This window comes from Arthrobacter sp. 754 (assembly GCF_040548695.1).
In the GTDB taxonomy this organism is placed as follows: domain Bacteria; phylum Actinomycetota; class Actinomycetes; order Actinomycetales; family Micrococcaceae; genus Arthrobacter.
Genome location: NZ_JBEPSC010000006.1, coordinates 236259 through 251619 on the forward strand (window position 1 = coordinate 236259; position 15361 = coordinate 251619).

Consider the following 15361-nt stretch of genomic DNA (forward strand, 5'->3'; position numbering starts at 1 on the left):
GCGGAACGGGCTTAGGCCCGCGGCAGCAGGTGGTTGGGGAGACGGTTCCCGGGCGCTGTACCCCGGATCTCAAGCAGCTCACGCGCATGCGCATGCAGCCGCTTGTCCTCCTCGGTGACCGGCACCCACTCGGGGATGGGCACGGAGGTGCCTTCGGCGTCGCGCGCCACCATGACGGTGAGGCAGTACGTGGTGAGGTTCAGTTCCCTGGTCTTCGGGTCCCCTGAGCGCACGTGGACCGCGATGTGCATCCCCTTCGTTCCCGTGTAGACGAGCCGGGCCTCCACCTCCACCACGTGGCCGATCAGCAGCGGCCGGTAAAAGCGGACGCCGCCGGAGAAGACGGCCACGGTGTCCTTCCCGCAGTAGCGGGTTGCACAGACATAGGCAGCCTCGTCGATCCACTTCATGACGATCCCGCCGTGGACCTTCCCGCCCCAGTTCACGTCGGTGGGGGCGGCCATGAACCGCAGCGTCACGCGTTCGGCAGTCCCGGCGTCGGTATATTCCTGTGCGTTCATGGCTTCGACGATCCGTTCGCGGACCTTGATCCGGGCCAGCGCGTGGTCCCGCTGCTCAATCTCTGCCGGGGTCGCCGGTTCAAACTGCTTTACGGGGATGGGCCTGCCGTCGTCGCCCACGGCTACGAAGATCACCATGCACTGGCTGCGCATCGTGGCCGGCCCGCCCTTGGGGTCGCCGGAGGAGACCACTGTGCGGATGTGCATGGAGGAACGGCCGGTGTACACGATGGTGGCCTCCACCTCCACCATGTCGCCGCTGTTTACAGGGTCCGCGAAGTGGATGTTGCCCACGTATGCCGTGACGCAGTAGGACTTGGCCCAGCCGACAGCGGCGGCGTAGGCGGCCTTGTCCACCCATTCCAGTACGGTCCCGGCGTCGACGGAGCCGCTGTGCCCCACGTCCATCGGGGCGGCCAGGAAGCGGAGGGTCACGGAGTTGGCCGGGGTCTCAGTCATGCTGCGATCTTACTGAGCCGCCGGGTTACCGAAGGGTTGGGGAGGACACAAACCCGCAACAGGAACAGCCCTGCCCGCCAAAGGGCGGACAGGGCAGTTCCTGAAGCGGTGTGCTGTTCTACTGACGGCCCACTGGCCACCAGATGTTTCCGCTGTTACCGGGCGGCGGTGTACGTAATGTCCGGCTGAGCGGGCAACTCCATGCCAACCCCGATGAAGAAGCTGGGGTGCGGCGGCTGGTTGTAGGCGATGTTTTCCCGGGCAACCGACTGCCGGTAGACCGGATCGTGCATCAGGGTCCGCAGCCGGACGTCGGTACCCGCGGTGGTGGTATAGATCCGCAGTTCCGTGCTGTCCGACGACGGCCAGGCAATCTCCTCGCGCCAGTCGCCCAGGAGGTCGGCCTGGATGGCCGGTGTTCCCTTGGTGCCGTTGTTCGACTTCGCACCACCGGCCGTCACCAGCCTGTCGCTGGACGCGGTTTCCCAGTTCCACTTCGAGATGGTGGGCGTTCCGCTGCCGCTGGTGGCATCCCAGTCGTGGTCCACTATTTCGCGGAGCAGGTCACCATCCCACCAGGCCAGGAAGTTGGCTGCGGGGATCTTGTTGGCAATCAGTTCTCCCTTCACCGAACGGAGTTCACCCACGGGGGAGTTCCAGGCCGCATCGCCGCCGATGGCCCAGCCCTCGGCGCCGGCATAGCGCGGATCGATGTCGCCCATGGCTCCACGGCCGGTGTCTTTGACGGCAGGAATGCTCCAGAGGACCTGACCGGTCCTGGAATCGCGGAAGGTGGCACCGAGATTCTTACTGGAGCCCATCTCCTCATGGACCGCAAACGTCTCCAGACCCGGCCTTGCCGGATCGAAGTCGCTCGTGTGGATCGCATCGCCGTGGCCGAGGCCGGTGCTGTAGAGCGGCTTGCCGTTGTCGTCGATGGTCATGGAACCGAAGACGAACTCGTCCTTGCCGTCCGCATCCACGTCGGCCACGGACAGGTTGTGGTTGCCCTGGCCGCGGTACTGGGCGCCGGCGATATCTGAATCGAACGTCCAGCGTTTCACGATCTTGCTGGCCACCAGGTCGTAGGTGGCCAGTACCGTGCGGGTGTAATACCCGCGGCTGAACATCATGGAGGGGTGTTCGCCGTCGAGGTAGGCAACTGCGCCGAGGAAACGGTCCACGCGGTTGCCGTAGGCGTCACCCCAGGCTGCCACGTCGCCCCGCGGCGGATCGTAGGCCACGGTGTCCATGATGGTGCCGGTGGCGCCGTGGAAAACGGAGAGGTATTCCGGTCCCGTCAGGATGTAGCCGCTGCTGTTGCGGTAGTCCGCAGTGGCGTTCCCGACGACGGTGCCGGCGGCGTCACGGGTGCCGTCCGCTGTCTTCATGGCGATTTCGGCCTTGCCGTCGCTGTCGAAGTCGTAGGCGAGCAGCTGCGTGTAGTGCGCGCCGGCGCGGATGTTCGGGCCCATGTTGATGCGCCAGAGCTTGGTGCCGTCCATCTTGTAGGCGTCCACGTAGACGGTGCCGGTGTAGCCCGCCTGCGAATTGTCCTTGGAGTTGGAGGGCGACCACATCTGGATGACCTCGTACGTGCCGTCGCCGTCGACGTCGGCAACGCTGGAGTCGCCCGCCGAGTAGCTGTAAGGCTGGCCGTCCTTTGTGTAATCGTCGGCAGGCTTGTCCAGCTTGACCGCCAGGTAGTCCCGGGCCACCGGTGTGAATTCGGCGGTGAGCTGGTCCGCGCCGTTGCCCACTGCCTTGATGACGTACCTGGAGCCGGCGGTCCCGTCGGCATCCAGGAACGTGGTGCTGTTCCTTATCGGGTCCACGGTGAGCTGGACGCCGTCGCGGATGACATGGAAACCGGTCTGCTCCGGATCAAGGCCCAGCATGCGCCAGCCCACCCGGACGCCGTCGCCCGTCAGGAGCGCCACAGGGGCACGGTCCAGTTTTTCCATCTGCCGGTTCACAATAGTGACCCTGTCGGTCCCGATGACCGCAGAAGGCGCGGATTCGCCGCCCTTGTTCACGGTGGTCACGCGGTAGTAGTACTTGATGGTGGTCAGGACCGTAGTGTCCGTGTAGTTGACCTCGGTGGCCCGGCCAACGTATTCGAACGGCCCGTCCGGGGACGTGGAACGGTAGACCTGGTAGGCCGCAGCCCCGGCGACCCTCTGCCATTTGAGGCTGATGCTGGACTTTTCGATGGCCTTGATGTCAACCTTGCTGGTTGGTGCGGGCACCGGGGTGGTCGGATCCACGAGGGCAACGTCCACGGTGTTGGAGGCAACCGACTCCAGGCCGGTGTGGTCCACCGCGGTGACGAAGTACTGGTACTTCAGGCCGGCAAAGGCGCTGCTGTCCTGAAAGGACGCTGCGGTGACGTTCTCTGCGATCAGCTGTGGTTCAGCTTCATGGGTTGCCTTGCGGAACAACTTGTAGCTGGCGGCGTCGGCCACGGCGTCCCACGCGAGATCAACGACGGGCGGCTCGGCTGCCGCATCCACAGCCGTGGTGCGCAGGTTGGTGGGTCCCACCAGGAGTGGGGTGACTTCAAGGCCGTTGAGCCGCTGGCCCGAACCGCTGATGGTCAGGTTGAGCTGACCGTCGGAGACCAGGACCTGGTTGATGATCTTGGTGGCGGAAGAGGCCTTGCTGGAGGCTACCTGGCCGTAGGGCGTGCCTTCGGCGGCAACGTCGGTCCGGGTGGAGCCGATCCAGTCGCTGTGATACGTCTTCAAGGCGTAGGTGCCGTTGGGGACGTCGAGCTGGAATTCAAAGCTGGTGCCGCTGAGGACGAAGTCCCGCAGCAGGTTGGTTGTCACGGCGCCGCGATCGCGGTCGCTGAGGACGCTGATGTCCTTGAATCCGAAGCCGCGCTCCTTCGAGTAGGCCATGGTGCGGTTGACCTCGGTGTAGCCGGGTTCAACCGGCGCTCCCACAGGGCCGAAGTCGAACTTGTACTTGGCCTCCTTGGTGGTCAGGTTCAGGGTGTCGCTCGGCTCGGAGAGCCCCTTGCCGTTCAGGGCAGCGACGCGGACGTTGTAGGCCCTGCCTTCGGCCAGCCCGGTGAGGTTGGCGGTGGGGACGGTCGCAGTGGTGGCCAGCTTCCAGGCGGTGTCCGGTTCGGAGGCCAGCTTGCGGTAGACCTTGTAGATGTCCGCGCCTTCAACCGGCTGCCACTTCAGAAGGGCGCCGGCGTTGGAGACACTTCCGGCCACCAGTCCCTGCGGCTTCGCGGGAACGGCCGACGGCGGCGTGATCTCCTTGACGTGGACGGCAAGCGGCACGCTGAGCTGCTTGACGCTGCCAGCGACCAGACGGGCAATCTGGATGGCGCCGTACTCCTGGAAGTGGGTGTTGTCCACCGTGCCGGTAGGCCGGTTCGGGTAAACCCCGGCGTCGACGTGCAGGAACACGGACTTGGTGTCCTCCGGGCCGATGGCGTCGTAGTAGGCACGGCTCAGGGCGGAGAGATCAACCAGTGCCACGTTTTCCTCGGTAGCCAGTTCCTGCATCTTCGCCACATATTCGGGGAAGCTCACCCGGAATTTGCCGGTTGCTTCGTCGTAGTCGCGCCGTCCCACGGGGGTCACCAGGACGGGGGTGGCGCCGCGTTGCCGGGCACCATCGACGTAGGTCCGGAGGTATTCCTTGTAGTCGGCCGGGGAGGCGTAGCGGTCGTCCACGCCAAAGGTGGCGTCGTTGTGGCCGAACTGCACCATCAGGTAATCGCCGGGGTTGATGACCCGGAGGATCTCGTCCAGCCGTCCCTGGCTGATGAAGTTCTTTGAGCTGCGGCCGCCGATGGCGTGGTTCCGGAACGCCACCTTGTCATCGAAGAAGCGGTCGATCATCTGGCCCCAGCCCGCCTGCGGAACGTAGCCGGCGTCGTAGGTCTGGACCGTGGAGTCTCCGGCCAGGTAGACGCCGGGGTCGGTAGTGGCAGTCCGCGGCGCGCGGGCGGCGATCACGAGTGAGTTGATTTTCGCAGCCGAACCGCTGAAGTCCAGGTTCAGCTGCCCGTCGACCAGGGAAATGGGAAATTCCATCTCCAGGTACTGGCCCGCTGGTTTGTCTGTGAGCTGGACCTTGGCCATCTTTTCGGCCGTAATGGCGATGTTCGTGGCTTCCGTGGCGTCACCGGCAATGAGCTTCACGGTGTAATCGCCATTGGGCAGATCCACCAGGAAGCTGCTGCCCTGGGCTTGGACGAAGTCCGAGCGGAGGGCGTCGCCGGTGCCGCGGTCCACACCGGAGGTGACGGCGGTGTCCGTAAAGCCGAATTTGCCGTCGGCGGAATAGGCGGTGGCGGCGTCGACACGGGTGTAGCCGGTCTCGGTGCTGCCTGGCCCGAAGTCGAAACGGAAGCCGGTGCCGACGGGCGGCAGAGCCGTCTCCGCCTGGACCGCCGGCAGGCCCGTAAAGGCAAGTGCAGCGGCTGCGACGGCGGCCGTAACGGCTTTGGTGCCCGGGGAAAGGCGGGTCCGGCCGGGGTGAGGCGGAGGTTCCGCCAGGTTGAGCGGACTGTTTTGGGGAGGATGAATCACGGACATCTCCTTTGATGAGCGGTGCGGAAGCCGGCCATCATGGCCAGCTTGTATCGTTTCAATGCGAACGGAAGCTTGTAGTGCGCAGGTCGTGCGGTGGACGGGAGTGCGTGGACGGCCTGGAATGGCCGGCGGGCTCGTAGCGGCAGGTGGACGCCTCGTTGACTGGCAAGCGTGGCGGTGCGGGCCTGCGCTTGTTATCGCTCACAGGTTTATCAGTGCAACGTTGTAGACGTCAAGGGTTTCCTGATTGTTTTCTGGGAGTTACTGATGCTCGTTGTGAGAGTTTGATCGCAAGACCACGTCATCGCAGGTCGGCCGCAGCGCAGGAAGGGGCCAGGTGCCGTCGCTGGTAATAATAATGAGTATCATTAGCGCATGACGAAACATACGCTGCGGGCCGCTCCCGCCAACCGCCAAACCCCTGCATTCCCGGCCATTCTCGCCGCCTCGTTGCTTCTGCTCTCAGCTTGCGGAGCTGCTCCCGGCGAGAGCGCCGTGCCGCCGTCGGGGGCTGCAACCGACCCGGCCGGCAGCAGTCCAACCGGCGAAGGGGGCGAGGCAAAAGAGTCCCGAGCGCCCGTCCCGCGGCTGGTCCTGACGCATTCGGCAGGGGTGTCTGTTCTTGATGCCAAGACTTTGGAGACTGTTGCCGAAGTGCGGCTCGAAGGCTTCAACAGGTTGAGCCAGGCCGGCGACGGCAGGCATGTCCTGATATCGACGGGAGATGCCTTCCGCGTGTTCGATTCCGGCGTGTGGACCGAGCGGCACGGGGACCATGGCCACTCCTATGCTGGGCCGCCGCAGCTGACGGGCCGCGCGTTTGCTGCCGGCGAGGCGGGCCATGTGGTCAACCACGCAAAGAGGACCGCACTGTTCAGTGACGGGACGGGAAAAGTGGAGATCTTTGACCCTGCCACGCTCTCGGATGCGCTCAAGACCGGGTTGCCGGCAACCACCGCCTACACCGCGCCCGAGGCCCACCATGGCGTTGCCATCCCGCTGGAGGGTGGAAAGTTGCTCGTGACGCTCGGCAATGAAGAGAGGCGCAGGGGGCTTGCGCTGCTGGCTGCTCCCGCCGGCGAGGAGGGCCGGGAGCGTGCGGAACTGCTTCGCAACGAGGAGTGCCCCGGCGTGCACGGCGAGGCGGTGGCGGCCGGTGGGACCGTGGTGGCGGGCTGTGAAGACGGCATGCTGGTCTACCGGGACGGCGCCTTCACCAAGGTAGCCAGTCCTGACCCGTACGGCCGGATGGGAAACCAGGCAGGAAGCCCCGCATCCCCGGTGATCCTGGGCGACTACAAGGTGGACCCGAAGGCTGTGCTGGAGCGGCCCACCCGGATATCGCTGGTCGATACTGCCACCGGGGCGCTGCAGCTCGTGGACCTCGGGACCAGTTACTCCTTCCGCTCCCTGGGCCGCGGTCCGGCAGGGGAGGCGCTGGTATTGGGGACGGACGGCGCGCTTCACGTCCTGGATCCGGAGACGGGCGTTGAGATTCGTTCGATTCCGGTGGTTCCTGCCTGGGAGGAGCCGGAGATCTGGCAGGATCCCCGTCCCGCGCTGTTTGTCCAGGGCTCCACGGCCTACGTGACGGAGCCGGCGACGTCCAGGATCCACGCCGTGGACCTTACGTCCGGCAGGGTGGTGAAAAGCGGCGAACTGCGGGATGTTCCCAATGAGCTGACGGGCGTCACTGGCTAACGGCACTGATCACACACGGGACGATCAGGGGATTATTAACTGCCGACGGCGGGCAGGCACCTGGGTGCCTGTCCGCCGTCGGGCGTTTACGTCTGTTGGGAAAGAGTCCGCCCTAGGCGAGGACAGCCAGCCGGGAGTTCCTGCGGCCGAACAGTGCGCGGTCCACGGAAAGCCGTCCGGCGCCTGTCAGGGCGAGGGCCAAGGCTGCGGCGGCCAGCAGCAGGACCAGCTCATAGCCGCCTTTGTCTGCGAAGACGCCGGCCGCAGCGTGCACCAGGACCAGGGCACCGAGCATGTTCAGGGCCAGGAGCGCTGCAACAACCCGGGTCAGCACGCCCAGGATCAGGGCGATGCCGCCAGCCAGTTCGAGGCCGGCAACGAGGGGGGCGGAGATCTGGGCGGCGGGGACACCCATTTGGGCGAAGGCTGCCTGGGTCCCGGCGACGGTCCATTCGTTGAACTTCTGCCAGCCGTGGGCGGCGAAAAGGAAGCCGAGGACGACGCGCAGGACGGTGAGTGCGGTGGTGGTGAGGCGTGACTGATTCATATTTAGAGTGTCCCTGACAATTGGTTGAAGTGTCAACTAAAGGCTCTGAAATGTGTCCCCTGTCATGACTCGGGACGTCACGGAAGGCCGACCCGCCCCGGGCGGGCCGCATTAAGCTGTCATTGTGCCCCGTCAAACCGCTCCCTCCGCCGTGGCGAGGCCAGCCACCCACGCCCGGGAGATTCTGCGGCTTGCAGTTCCGGCGTTCGGTGCGCTGATTGCCGAGCCCCTCTTCCTTCTGGCTGATTCGGCCATCGTGGGCCATCTGGGGGTTGCCCAGCTGGCGGGAGTGGGGTTGGCGTCCGCTGTGCTGCACACCGCCGTCGGGCTCATGGTTTTCCTCGCCTACTCAACGACTCCCGCGGTGGCCCGCGCCGTCGGCCACGGTCAGCTGGGAAAGGCACTCGCCGCCGGGCGCGACGGCGTCTGGCTGGCACTGCTGCTGGGCGTTGCCCTTGCTGTGGCCGGTTTCTGGACTGCCGATCCGCTGGTTGGACTGATGGGCGCGCAAGGCGAAGTGCGCGCCTTCGCCGTCGACTATCTCCGGTGGTCCATGCCGGGGCTGGTGGCAATGCTGCTCATCTTTGCGGGCACCGGAGTCCTCCGCGGACTGCAGGACACCCGGACGCCGTTGCTGGTCGCCACAGCCGGATTTGGCCTGAATGTTGTGCTGAACCTGTGGCTGGTCTACGGGCTGGGCTGGTCAGTGGCAGGCTCCGCCGCCGGCACCAGCCTGGCCCAATGGGCCATGGCGGCCGTCTATTTGGTGATGGTGCAGCGGAATGCCGCCCGGCACGGCGTCAGCCTGTGGCCGGACTGGAGCGGCATCCGTACGATGACCCGGGTCGGTTCATGGCTCATGCTCCGGACCCTGAGCCTGCGCATCGCCATTCTCGCAACTGTGTTTGTGGTGACGGGGCAGGGTGCCGTCAACCTCGCCGCCCACCAGCTGGCCATGACCATCTTCTCCTTCCTCGCCTTCGCCCTTGATGCCCTCGCCATTGCTGCGCAAGCGCTGATTGGGAAGGAACTGGGCGCCTCCCGTCCTTCACGGGCACGCCTGCTGACACGGACAATGACCCGCTGGGGCACCGTATTCGGCGTCGTGACCGGAGTCCTGCTGGCCGTGGCTGCGCCATGGGCCGGCGCCTTGTTCACCACCGACGCCGGAGTCCAGTCCGTCCTGACGTACGCTCTGTGGATTCTTGCCGCCGGGCAGCCCCTGGCCGGGTACGTCTTTGTCCTTGACGGCGTGCTGATCGGCGCCGGCGACGCCAGGTACCTGGCACTGGCCGGGGTGGTCAACCTCGCGGTCTACCTGCCCCTGCTCGGGGCTGTAGCTGCCGCCGGAATGTCCCCGGACGCAGGACTGGTTTGGCTGTGGGTTGCCTTTGCCCTGGGTTACATGGGCGCCCGGGCGGTCACTCTGGGCCTGCGTGCCCGGTCCGACCGCTGGATGGTGCTGGGCGCGCCATAGCGGCCGGGGCCACTAAACTGGACCGGTGAACCCACCACTGACACCCGCCGATACCGCTGAAGGCACCACCCAGCAGACTGACTTGTGGCAACCGGTACTGCTGCGGGCACTCGCCGCCCTGGCGTTCGGAGCGCTGACCGTTTTCTGGCCCGGGCCGTCAGTCGAAGTCATGGGCATTTCAGGCGGACTCTACCTTCTGGCCACAGGCCTGCTGCTGCTATGGGGACTCCCCAGAACAGGGTTTGCACGTGACGGCCTTCCCGGCAAGATCCTCTCCGCCGGAGGGGCCGCACTGACCGGGGCCGGAGCCGCAGCGCTCCTGCTTCACGGTGATGGCGTGTTCGGGACCGTCGCGGCGCTGGGGCTCGGAATCGCTGGAGCTGCGGAACTGTACTGCGGTCTCCGATGCCGCGGGCGGCACGTGCTGGCCCGCGACTGGGTGGCTTCCGGAGTGATTGGCCTGGGCGCCGCGGCTGCCCTGCCCTTTTTCATCAGCCTGGGAGCCCACGCCTTGCTCGGCGTTGCCGGCGGCGGGGCCATCATCTCCGGTGTTCTGTGGGTGCTGTCCGGGCTGAGCCTGAGGCACGATTCCCGGCCCGCGTCCCCGAAGCCGTAAACTAGAAGCGAACGGGTTCTACCCGGCGTAGAAATGCCGCGGTTCACAACCCGCCGGTTCGCGGGCCAACCGCATACATCAGACCAGCAGCCTTCGGCGTGGCTGGAGGAGAGGAACTACCTTGGCAGACCAAAAACCAGGAAAACCGCGCAAGTTGCGGACCTCGGTGAAGGGGCCGCTGATGTTCTCCGCGTTCTGGGCCGTGCTCGCTTTTGTTGCTGTCCTGGTCTTCGCGTCCGGTGGCAGCGCGCGGGCTCCGAGGTTTGATCTCGCCTTCACGGGCGCCGGAATCGCGTTCATTGTCACCCTGGTGATCGCTGCCATGCTTTCCATGAGCTACAAGGAAAACGCCGAACACCTGGGTAAAGGCTCCGGCGTCAACCTGAGCTCAGCCAAGAATGCTTCGCATGGATTCGGTACCCGGGCCCAGGACAAGCAAAGCGGACAGCCCGAGGCGCCGGACGCCGACAGCCAGGGCCCCAACAACCAGTAGGATTCGCCGGGCCGGATCAGCTGACCCGGGCTGGATCAGCCGATCCCGGCTGGATCAGCCGGTTGTCACCCTCCGCGCCCGATAGGCCGCTACGTGCGCGCGGTTGGCGCAGTTCCCGGTATCGCAATACCGCTTGGACCGGTTGCGGCTGAGGTCCAACACCACAGCGTCGCAGTCAGCCGCCGCGCATACCAGCATCCGGTCCATCTCCTTGCTGCGGATGACGTCCGCCAGTGCCATGGCAGCCTCCGTGCCCATCCGCTCGGCCAGCGGCGCTTCCCTGGTGGTGGCGTGCAGATGCCAGTCCCACTCATCATGCTTCATCAGCTGGGGCAGGGCGTTGGCCTCCCGCAGGAGGCTGTTGACCGTAGCTACTGCGGTGTCCTCGTCGGCAGTCCACAGCCCGGCCAGCCGGCCCCGGAGTTCCCGGACACTGGCCACCTCGGCCTCATCACCGGTCCTCGACCCGCTGAAGCCTTCCGCCTCGAGGAAGCCGTCCAGGTCAGCCACTGAAGCCAGCATTTCCCTTCCGTTGGCGGCGGTGTTGATCAGATTCACCACGGCGCGCAGGGCGATCTCGGTGTCAGGGGCAAAGACCATCTTGACTCCTTACTGGGGTCGGGCGTAATGTCAGGACCATTACCCCACTTTACTCCTGACAGGAGGTCACGGTGTCTGCCGCCCGCAATCCAGCAGCCGTGCGCTCGATCCTCGGCTCCGGCCTTGGCATCGCGCTCTTTTCATCGGCGGTCTTCGGACTCTCCGGCTCCTTCGCCAAAGCCCTCCTTGAAGCAGGCTGGTCACCGGGTGCTGCCGTAACAGCCCGCCTGACCGGTGCCGCACTGATCCTCGCCGTCCCTGCCCTTCTGGCATTGCGGGGCCGCTGGCACCAGCTGCGGGACAACTGGGTCACCATAGGTCTCTTTGGGCTGATCGGGGTGGCCGCGTGCCAGCTGTTCTACTTCAATGCGGTGGCCCGGCTCTCCGTGGGCGTTGCACTGTTGCTCGAATACCTCGCCCCCGTCCTCATCGTGCTGTGGCTCTGGGCTGCCAGCAGGAAACGGCCACGGGCATCCACGTCCGCCGGAACACTCCTGTCCCTCGTCGGCCTGGTCCTGGTGCTGGACTTCACCGGAGCCGTCAAAATCGACCTCATCGGGGTCCTCTGGGGAATGGCCGCCGCGGTCTGCCTCGCCATCTACTTCTTCATCACGGCGAAGGAGAACGAGTCGCTGCCGCCCATCGTGCTTGCATCGGTCGGGCTGATGGTGGGTGCGGCCGTGATGTGGCTGACCGCAGCCACTGGCCTGCTTCCCATGGCCTTCAGCACCGCGGACACAAGGCTTGGACCCTGGATCACGCCCTGGTGGGTCTCGCTGGCCGGCCTGATCATCCTTGCCACCGTCCTGGCCTACGTCTCCGGCATCATGGCGGCCCGCGCCCTCGGGTCCAAGGTGGCATCCTTCGTCTCGCTGACGGAGGTGCTGTTCGCAGTCATCTGGGCCTGGCTGCTTCTGGGCGAACTTCCCGGCGCCATCCAGCTCCTGGGCGGTGTCCTCATTGTGGGCGGCGTCATCCTGGTCCGGCTCGATGAGCTGCGCGGGGACGGCGAACCGGCCGCTGCCGCAAGGACTGCCCCGCTGGACCACGCGAACGACGTCGAACCCGTCCCGTAGGTCCGGCGGTCAACTGCCCCGCGGTGCCCGGGCATTGACCGCCGGACAACGCGGGAGGGCCCGGACACTGTGCTGTGTCCGGGCCCCCGCGGTGAATTTGTGGTGCTGGTGGCTAGCGTGAAGCCTGGTCCTGCTCGTTGGCGTTCTTGGTGGCCTTCTGGCCGGCTTCGTTCAGCGCCTGGATGACCTGGTTCAGCGCGCTGGTGTGGGCGCCGTTCCATTCGCTGCGGAAGTGCTGTGCGTCCGGGCCTTCCCAGTTGGTGCTCTCCAGCACGCGGCCAAGGTTGGTCCGCTGCTGCTCGATCTCCGAAGCACCGGCCTTCAACTTGTTCCCCAGAGTCCTGAGCTGCTCTACATCCGCGCCCCAAATAGCCATCAGTTTCTCCTCATATTCTTGGATCCGAACTCGTCGGCATCCCCAGCGGCCCCCGGCTCATCCGGAAGATCCATTGCCTAGAACCTATCCCGGCCCCCGAACTACTGTCGATGGGCACCGCTGCCCATCCAGCACTCCCCATCCACACCGCCCCGCACTCATCAGAAACTGCTGACGGGCAGACGGCCGGCAGGGCCAGGGCAAGGGGTCGATTCCAGGCGCTCCAGAGCCTAGCATGTCCATATGTGCCGGAATATCCGAACCCTTCACAACTTCGAACCGCACGCCACCTCCGAGGAGGTGCACGCCGCAGCCCTGCAGTACGTGCGCAAGATCAGCGGAAGCACCAAGCCGTCCAAGGCCAACGAGGACGCGTTCGAGGAGGCGGTGCACGAGATCGCCCACATCACTCAACACCTGCTGGACTCGCTGGTTACGCACGCGCCGGCCAAAGACCGCGAGGAAGAGGCGGTCAAGGCCAAGGCGCGGGCTGCCGTGCGGTTCGGTACGGCCTGAAGCTCTGTTCCCGGGCTACTTACCGAAGCTGTGCAGCCTGAGCGAGTTCGCTACCACCAGGACTGAACTGGCTGCCATCGCGGCCCCCGCGATCATGGGGTTCAAAAGCCCCAGCGCGGCCACCGGAATGCCGATGGCATTGTAGAAGAAGGCCCAGAACAGATTTGTCTTGATGGTGGCCAGCGTCCGCCGGGACAATTCGATGGCCTGGGCCACCTGGCCCAGATCGTTGCCCATGACGGTAAGGTCAGCCGCTTCGATGGCCACGTCGGTACCGGACCCCATGGCGATGCCCAGGTCCGCCTGGGCCAGGGCGGCGGCGTCGTTCACGCCGTCGCCTGCCATCGCCACGATTGCGCCGCTGGCCTGGAGCTTCCGGACCGCTTCGACCTTTCCGGCGGGCAGGACGCCGGCGTAAACGTCGTCAGGCGATATCCCGACGGCGGCGGCCACCTGCTGCGCCACTGCCGCATTGTCCCCGGTCAGCAGGATAGGCCGCAACCCCAGCGTCTTCAGCCTGGCGATGGCGGCCGCAGAGCCGGGTTTGACGGTGTCACGGAGGCTGATGATGCCGGCAGGCGCGCCGTCCACCGCCACCCAGATCGCGGTGGCGCCGGTCGCTTCCGCCGCTGCGAGGGCCTCCCGCTGGCTGGCCGAAATGCTGATTCCGTTCTCTGTCAGCCACCCGGTCCGGCCCGCCAGGACGGTCCGCCCTTCCACGGTACCTTCCACGCCGCCGCCGGGGGCTGAACGGAAGCGTTCGACGGCGGGGGCGCGCCCGCCGTCGAACGCGGCGGCAGCTACCGCGTGCGCTATGGGATGCTCCGACGCCGCCTCGACGGTGCCGGCGAGGCGCAGCACGTCGCGGTCCTCATAACCGTCGAAGGCGAGGGTGGTGTCGAAGGCGAGTTTGCCGCTTGTCACCGTCCCCGTCTTGTCCAGCAGGATGGTGTCCACCGTCCGCGTATCCTCCAGGACCTGGGGACCCTTGATCAGGATGCCCAGCTGGGCGCCGCGTCCGGTTCCGGTCAGCAACCCCACCGGGGTGGCCAGGCCGAGGGCGCAGGGGCAGGCAATGACCAGCACGGCAACGGCAGCGGTGAAGGCGGCGCGGAGTTCGGCGGATTCGATCACTGGGGTGTTGAAGGCAAGCCAAAGGACAAACGTGAGCACGGCGATGGCCAGCACCACGGGGACGAAGACCGCGCTGATCCGGTCGGCGAGGCGGGCAATGGGGGCTTTGCCGGTCTGGGCCTGCGACACCAGCCTTGCCATCTGGGCCAACGTGGTTTCGGAACCCACCCGGGTGGCCCGGACCAGCAGCCTGCCGGAGGTATTGATGGTGGCTCCGGTGACCTTGCTCTCCGGCCCCACCTCCACGGGAACCGATTCGCCGGTCAACAAGGAAGCGTCGACGGCGGAGCTGCCCTCGATCACCACTCCGTCGGTGGCGATCTTCTCGCCGGGACGGACTACGATGACGTCGCCTACCTGGAGCTGATCAGCGGGGACTTTGTATTCCGAGCCGTTGTTCAGGACGGTGGCATCCTTGGCGCCGAGGTTCAGCAGCGCCTTCAGGGCGTCGCCGGCTTTCTGCTTCGCATTGGCCTCCAGGAAACGGCCCAGGAGCAGGAACGTGGTGACCACCGCGGCCACCTCGAAGTACAGGGCGCCGGACTCCATCCCGGCCATGGCCGGGTGTTCGGTCATCCGGGGATCCAGCAACAGCTGCCACAGGCTGAAAAGGTAGGCCGCCGAGACGCCGATGGAGACAAGGGTGTCCATCGTGGAGGCAAGGTGGCGCGCATTGACGGCTGCCGCGCGGTGGAACGGCCAGGCCGCCCAGCTGACAACCGGAAGCGCCAGCGCCCCCGCAACCCAGCCCCAGTTCGGGAACTGCAGGGCGGGCACCATCGAGATCAGGAAGACCGGGACCGTCAGGACCGCGGCCACGATCAGCCGCGGCCTTAGCCGGGACCCAGCGACACCGGCGACTTGCTCTGCATGCTCGCTCGTGCCTCCCCGGTGGCCCCCTAGCCTCGCAAGCTCGGCCAGGGAACCCTGCCCCCGTGGGCCCACCTTGGACGCATGCTGCCGCATGCCCCCGACGTCGCCACTGACGGGCGGCTCGCCGCGTGTGCCGGTCTCGCTGCTGGCACTTGCGCCCGGGTAGCGGGGTGGGCGGACCTTTGCCTTATAGCCTGCCGCTTCCACGGTGGCCGTGATTTGTTCATCCGTGATGCCCGGCGGAACGGTTACGTGGGCCGACTCCAAGGGGAGGTTGACCGTCGCTTCCACGCCGTCGAGCTTCCCCAGTTTGCGCTCCACGCGGTTGACGCACGAGGCACAGGTCATGCCTTCAATATCCAGTTCAAGCACCCTTGTGCCCTGGTGCTGGAGGTGGTCTGTGCTCACTGCAG

At 66.1% G+C, this 15361-nt stretch carries 12 protein-coding genes; 6 read left to right on the plus strand and 6 right to left on the minus strand.

Translation table 11 applies throughout. The annotated features are described in order from the left end of the window. Window positions 1–11 precede the first annotated feature (11 nt). Together ABIA70_RS17810 and ABIA70_RS17815 are read right to left on the minus strand one after the other, a co-directional pair. Window positions 12–980, minus strand: coding sequence for an acyl-CoA thioesterase (locus ABIA70_RS17810; RefSeq protein WP_354148902.1), 969 nt, complete (start codon window positions 978–980; stop codon window positions 12–14). Between the two features lie 155 nt (window positions 981–1135). After that, window positions 1136–5536, minus strand: coding sequence for a rhamnogalacturonan lyase family protein (locus ABIA70_RS17815; RefSeq protein ID WP_354148903.1), 4401 nt, complete (start codon window positions 5534–5536; stop codon window positions 1136–1138). Between the two features lie 378 nt (window positions 5537–5914). Between ABIA70_RS17815 and aztD the strand changes: the two genes are divergently transcribed. Next, window positions 5915–7240: a zinc metallochaperone AztD gene (gene aztD, locus ABIA70_RS17820; protein ID WP_354148904.1), complete on the plus strand. Its 1326-nt coding sequence runs from the start codon at window positions 5915–5917 to the stop codon at window positions 7238–7240. A 112-nt stretch (window positions 7241–7352) separates the two neighbouring features. Here aztD and ABIA70_RS17825 read toward each other — a convergent pair whose 3' ends face one another. Next, window positions 7353–7787, minus strand: a complete 435-nt coding sequence (locus ABIA70_RS17825; protein ID WP_354148905.1) for a DoxX family protein — start codon at window positions 7785–7787, stop codon at window positions 7353–7355. A 124-nt stretch (window positions 7788–7911) separates the two neighbouring features. Between ABIA70_RS17825 and ABIA70_RS17830 the strand changes: the two genes are divergently transcribed. The 3 genes from ABIA70_RS17830 to ABIA70_RS17840 all read left to right on the plus strand — a co-directional run bounded on the left by ABIA70_RS17830 (window position 7912) and on the right by ABIA70_RS17840 (window position 10373). Beyond that, window positions 7912–9264, plus strand: a complete 1353-nt coding sequence (locus ABIA70_RS17830; RefSeq protein WP_354148906.1) for an MATE family efflux transporter — start codon at window positions 7912–7914, stop codon at window positions 9262–9264. A 25-nt stretch (window positions 9265–9289) separates the two neighbouring features. Then, window positions 9290–9880 carry a hypothetical protein gene (locus ABIA70_RS17835; RefSeq protein ID WP_354148907.1) on the plus strand — a complete coding sequence of 197 codons (591 nt, stop codon included), beginning with the start codon at window positions 9290–9292 and terminating at the stop codon, window positions 9878–9880. 121 nt (window positions 9881–10001) lie between these two features. After that, window positions 10002–10373: a hypothetical protein gene (locus tag ABIA70_RS17840; protein WP_354148908.1), complete on the plus strand. Its 372-nt coding sequence runs from the start codon at window positions 10002–10004 to the stop codon at window positions 10371–10373. 54 nt (window positions 10374–10427) lie between these two features. Here the strand turns inward: ABIA70_RS17840 and ABIA70_RS17845 are convergent, their stop codons facing one another. Then, window positions 10428–10973 (minus strand): CGNR zinc finger domain-containing protein, encoded by a 546-nt coding sequence (locus ABIA70_RS17845; RefSeq protein ID WP_354148909.1) that lies wholly within the window; start codon window positions 10971–10973, stop codon window positions 10428–10430. Window positions 10974–11044: 71 nt separating this feature from the next. Between ABIA70_RS17845 and ABIA70_RS17850 the strand changes: the two genes are divergently transcribed. Then, complete coding sequence (locus tag ABIA70_RS17850) at window positions 11045–12049, plus strand: EamA family transporter (protein ID WP_354148910.1); 1005 nt, start codon at window positions 11045–11047, stop codon at window positions 12047–12049. Between the two features lie 112 nt (window positions 12050–12161). On the opposite strand, the gene ABIA70_RS17855 is transcribed toward ABIA70_RS17850, so the two are convergent. After that, window positions 12162–12425, minus strand: a complete 264-nt coding sequence (locus tag ABIA70_RS17855) for a WXG100 family type VII secretion target (RefSeq protein ID WP_354147146.1) — start codon at window positions 12423–12425, stop codon at window positions 12162–12164. 243 nt (window positions 12426–12668) lie between these two features. On the opposite strand from ABIA70_RS17855, the gene ABIA70_RS17860 reads away from it, so the two are divergent. Further along, window positions 12669–12941, plus strand: a complete 273-nt coding sequence (locus tag ABIA70_RS17860) for a DUF2277 domain-containing protein (RefSeq protein ID WP_354148911.1) — start codon at window positions 12669–12671, stop codon at window positions 12939–12941. Between the two features lie 15 nt (window positions 12942–12956). Here ABIA70_RS17860 and ABIA70_RS17865 read toward each other — a convergent pair whose 3' ends face one another. Then, window positions 12957–15296, minus strand: a complete 2340-nt coding sequence (locus ABIA70_RS17865; RefSeq protein WP_502917232.1) for a heavy metal translocating P-type ATPase — start codon at window positions 15294–15296, stop codon at window positions 12957–12959. Window positions 15297–15361 lie beyond the last annotated feature (65 nt).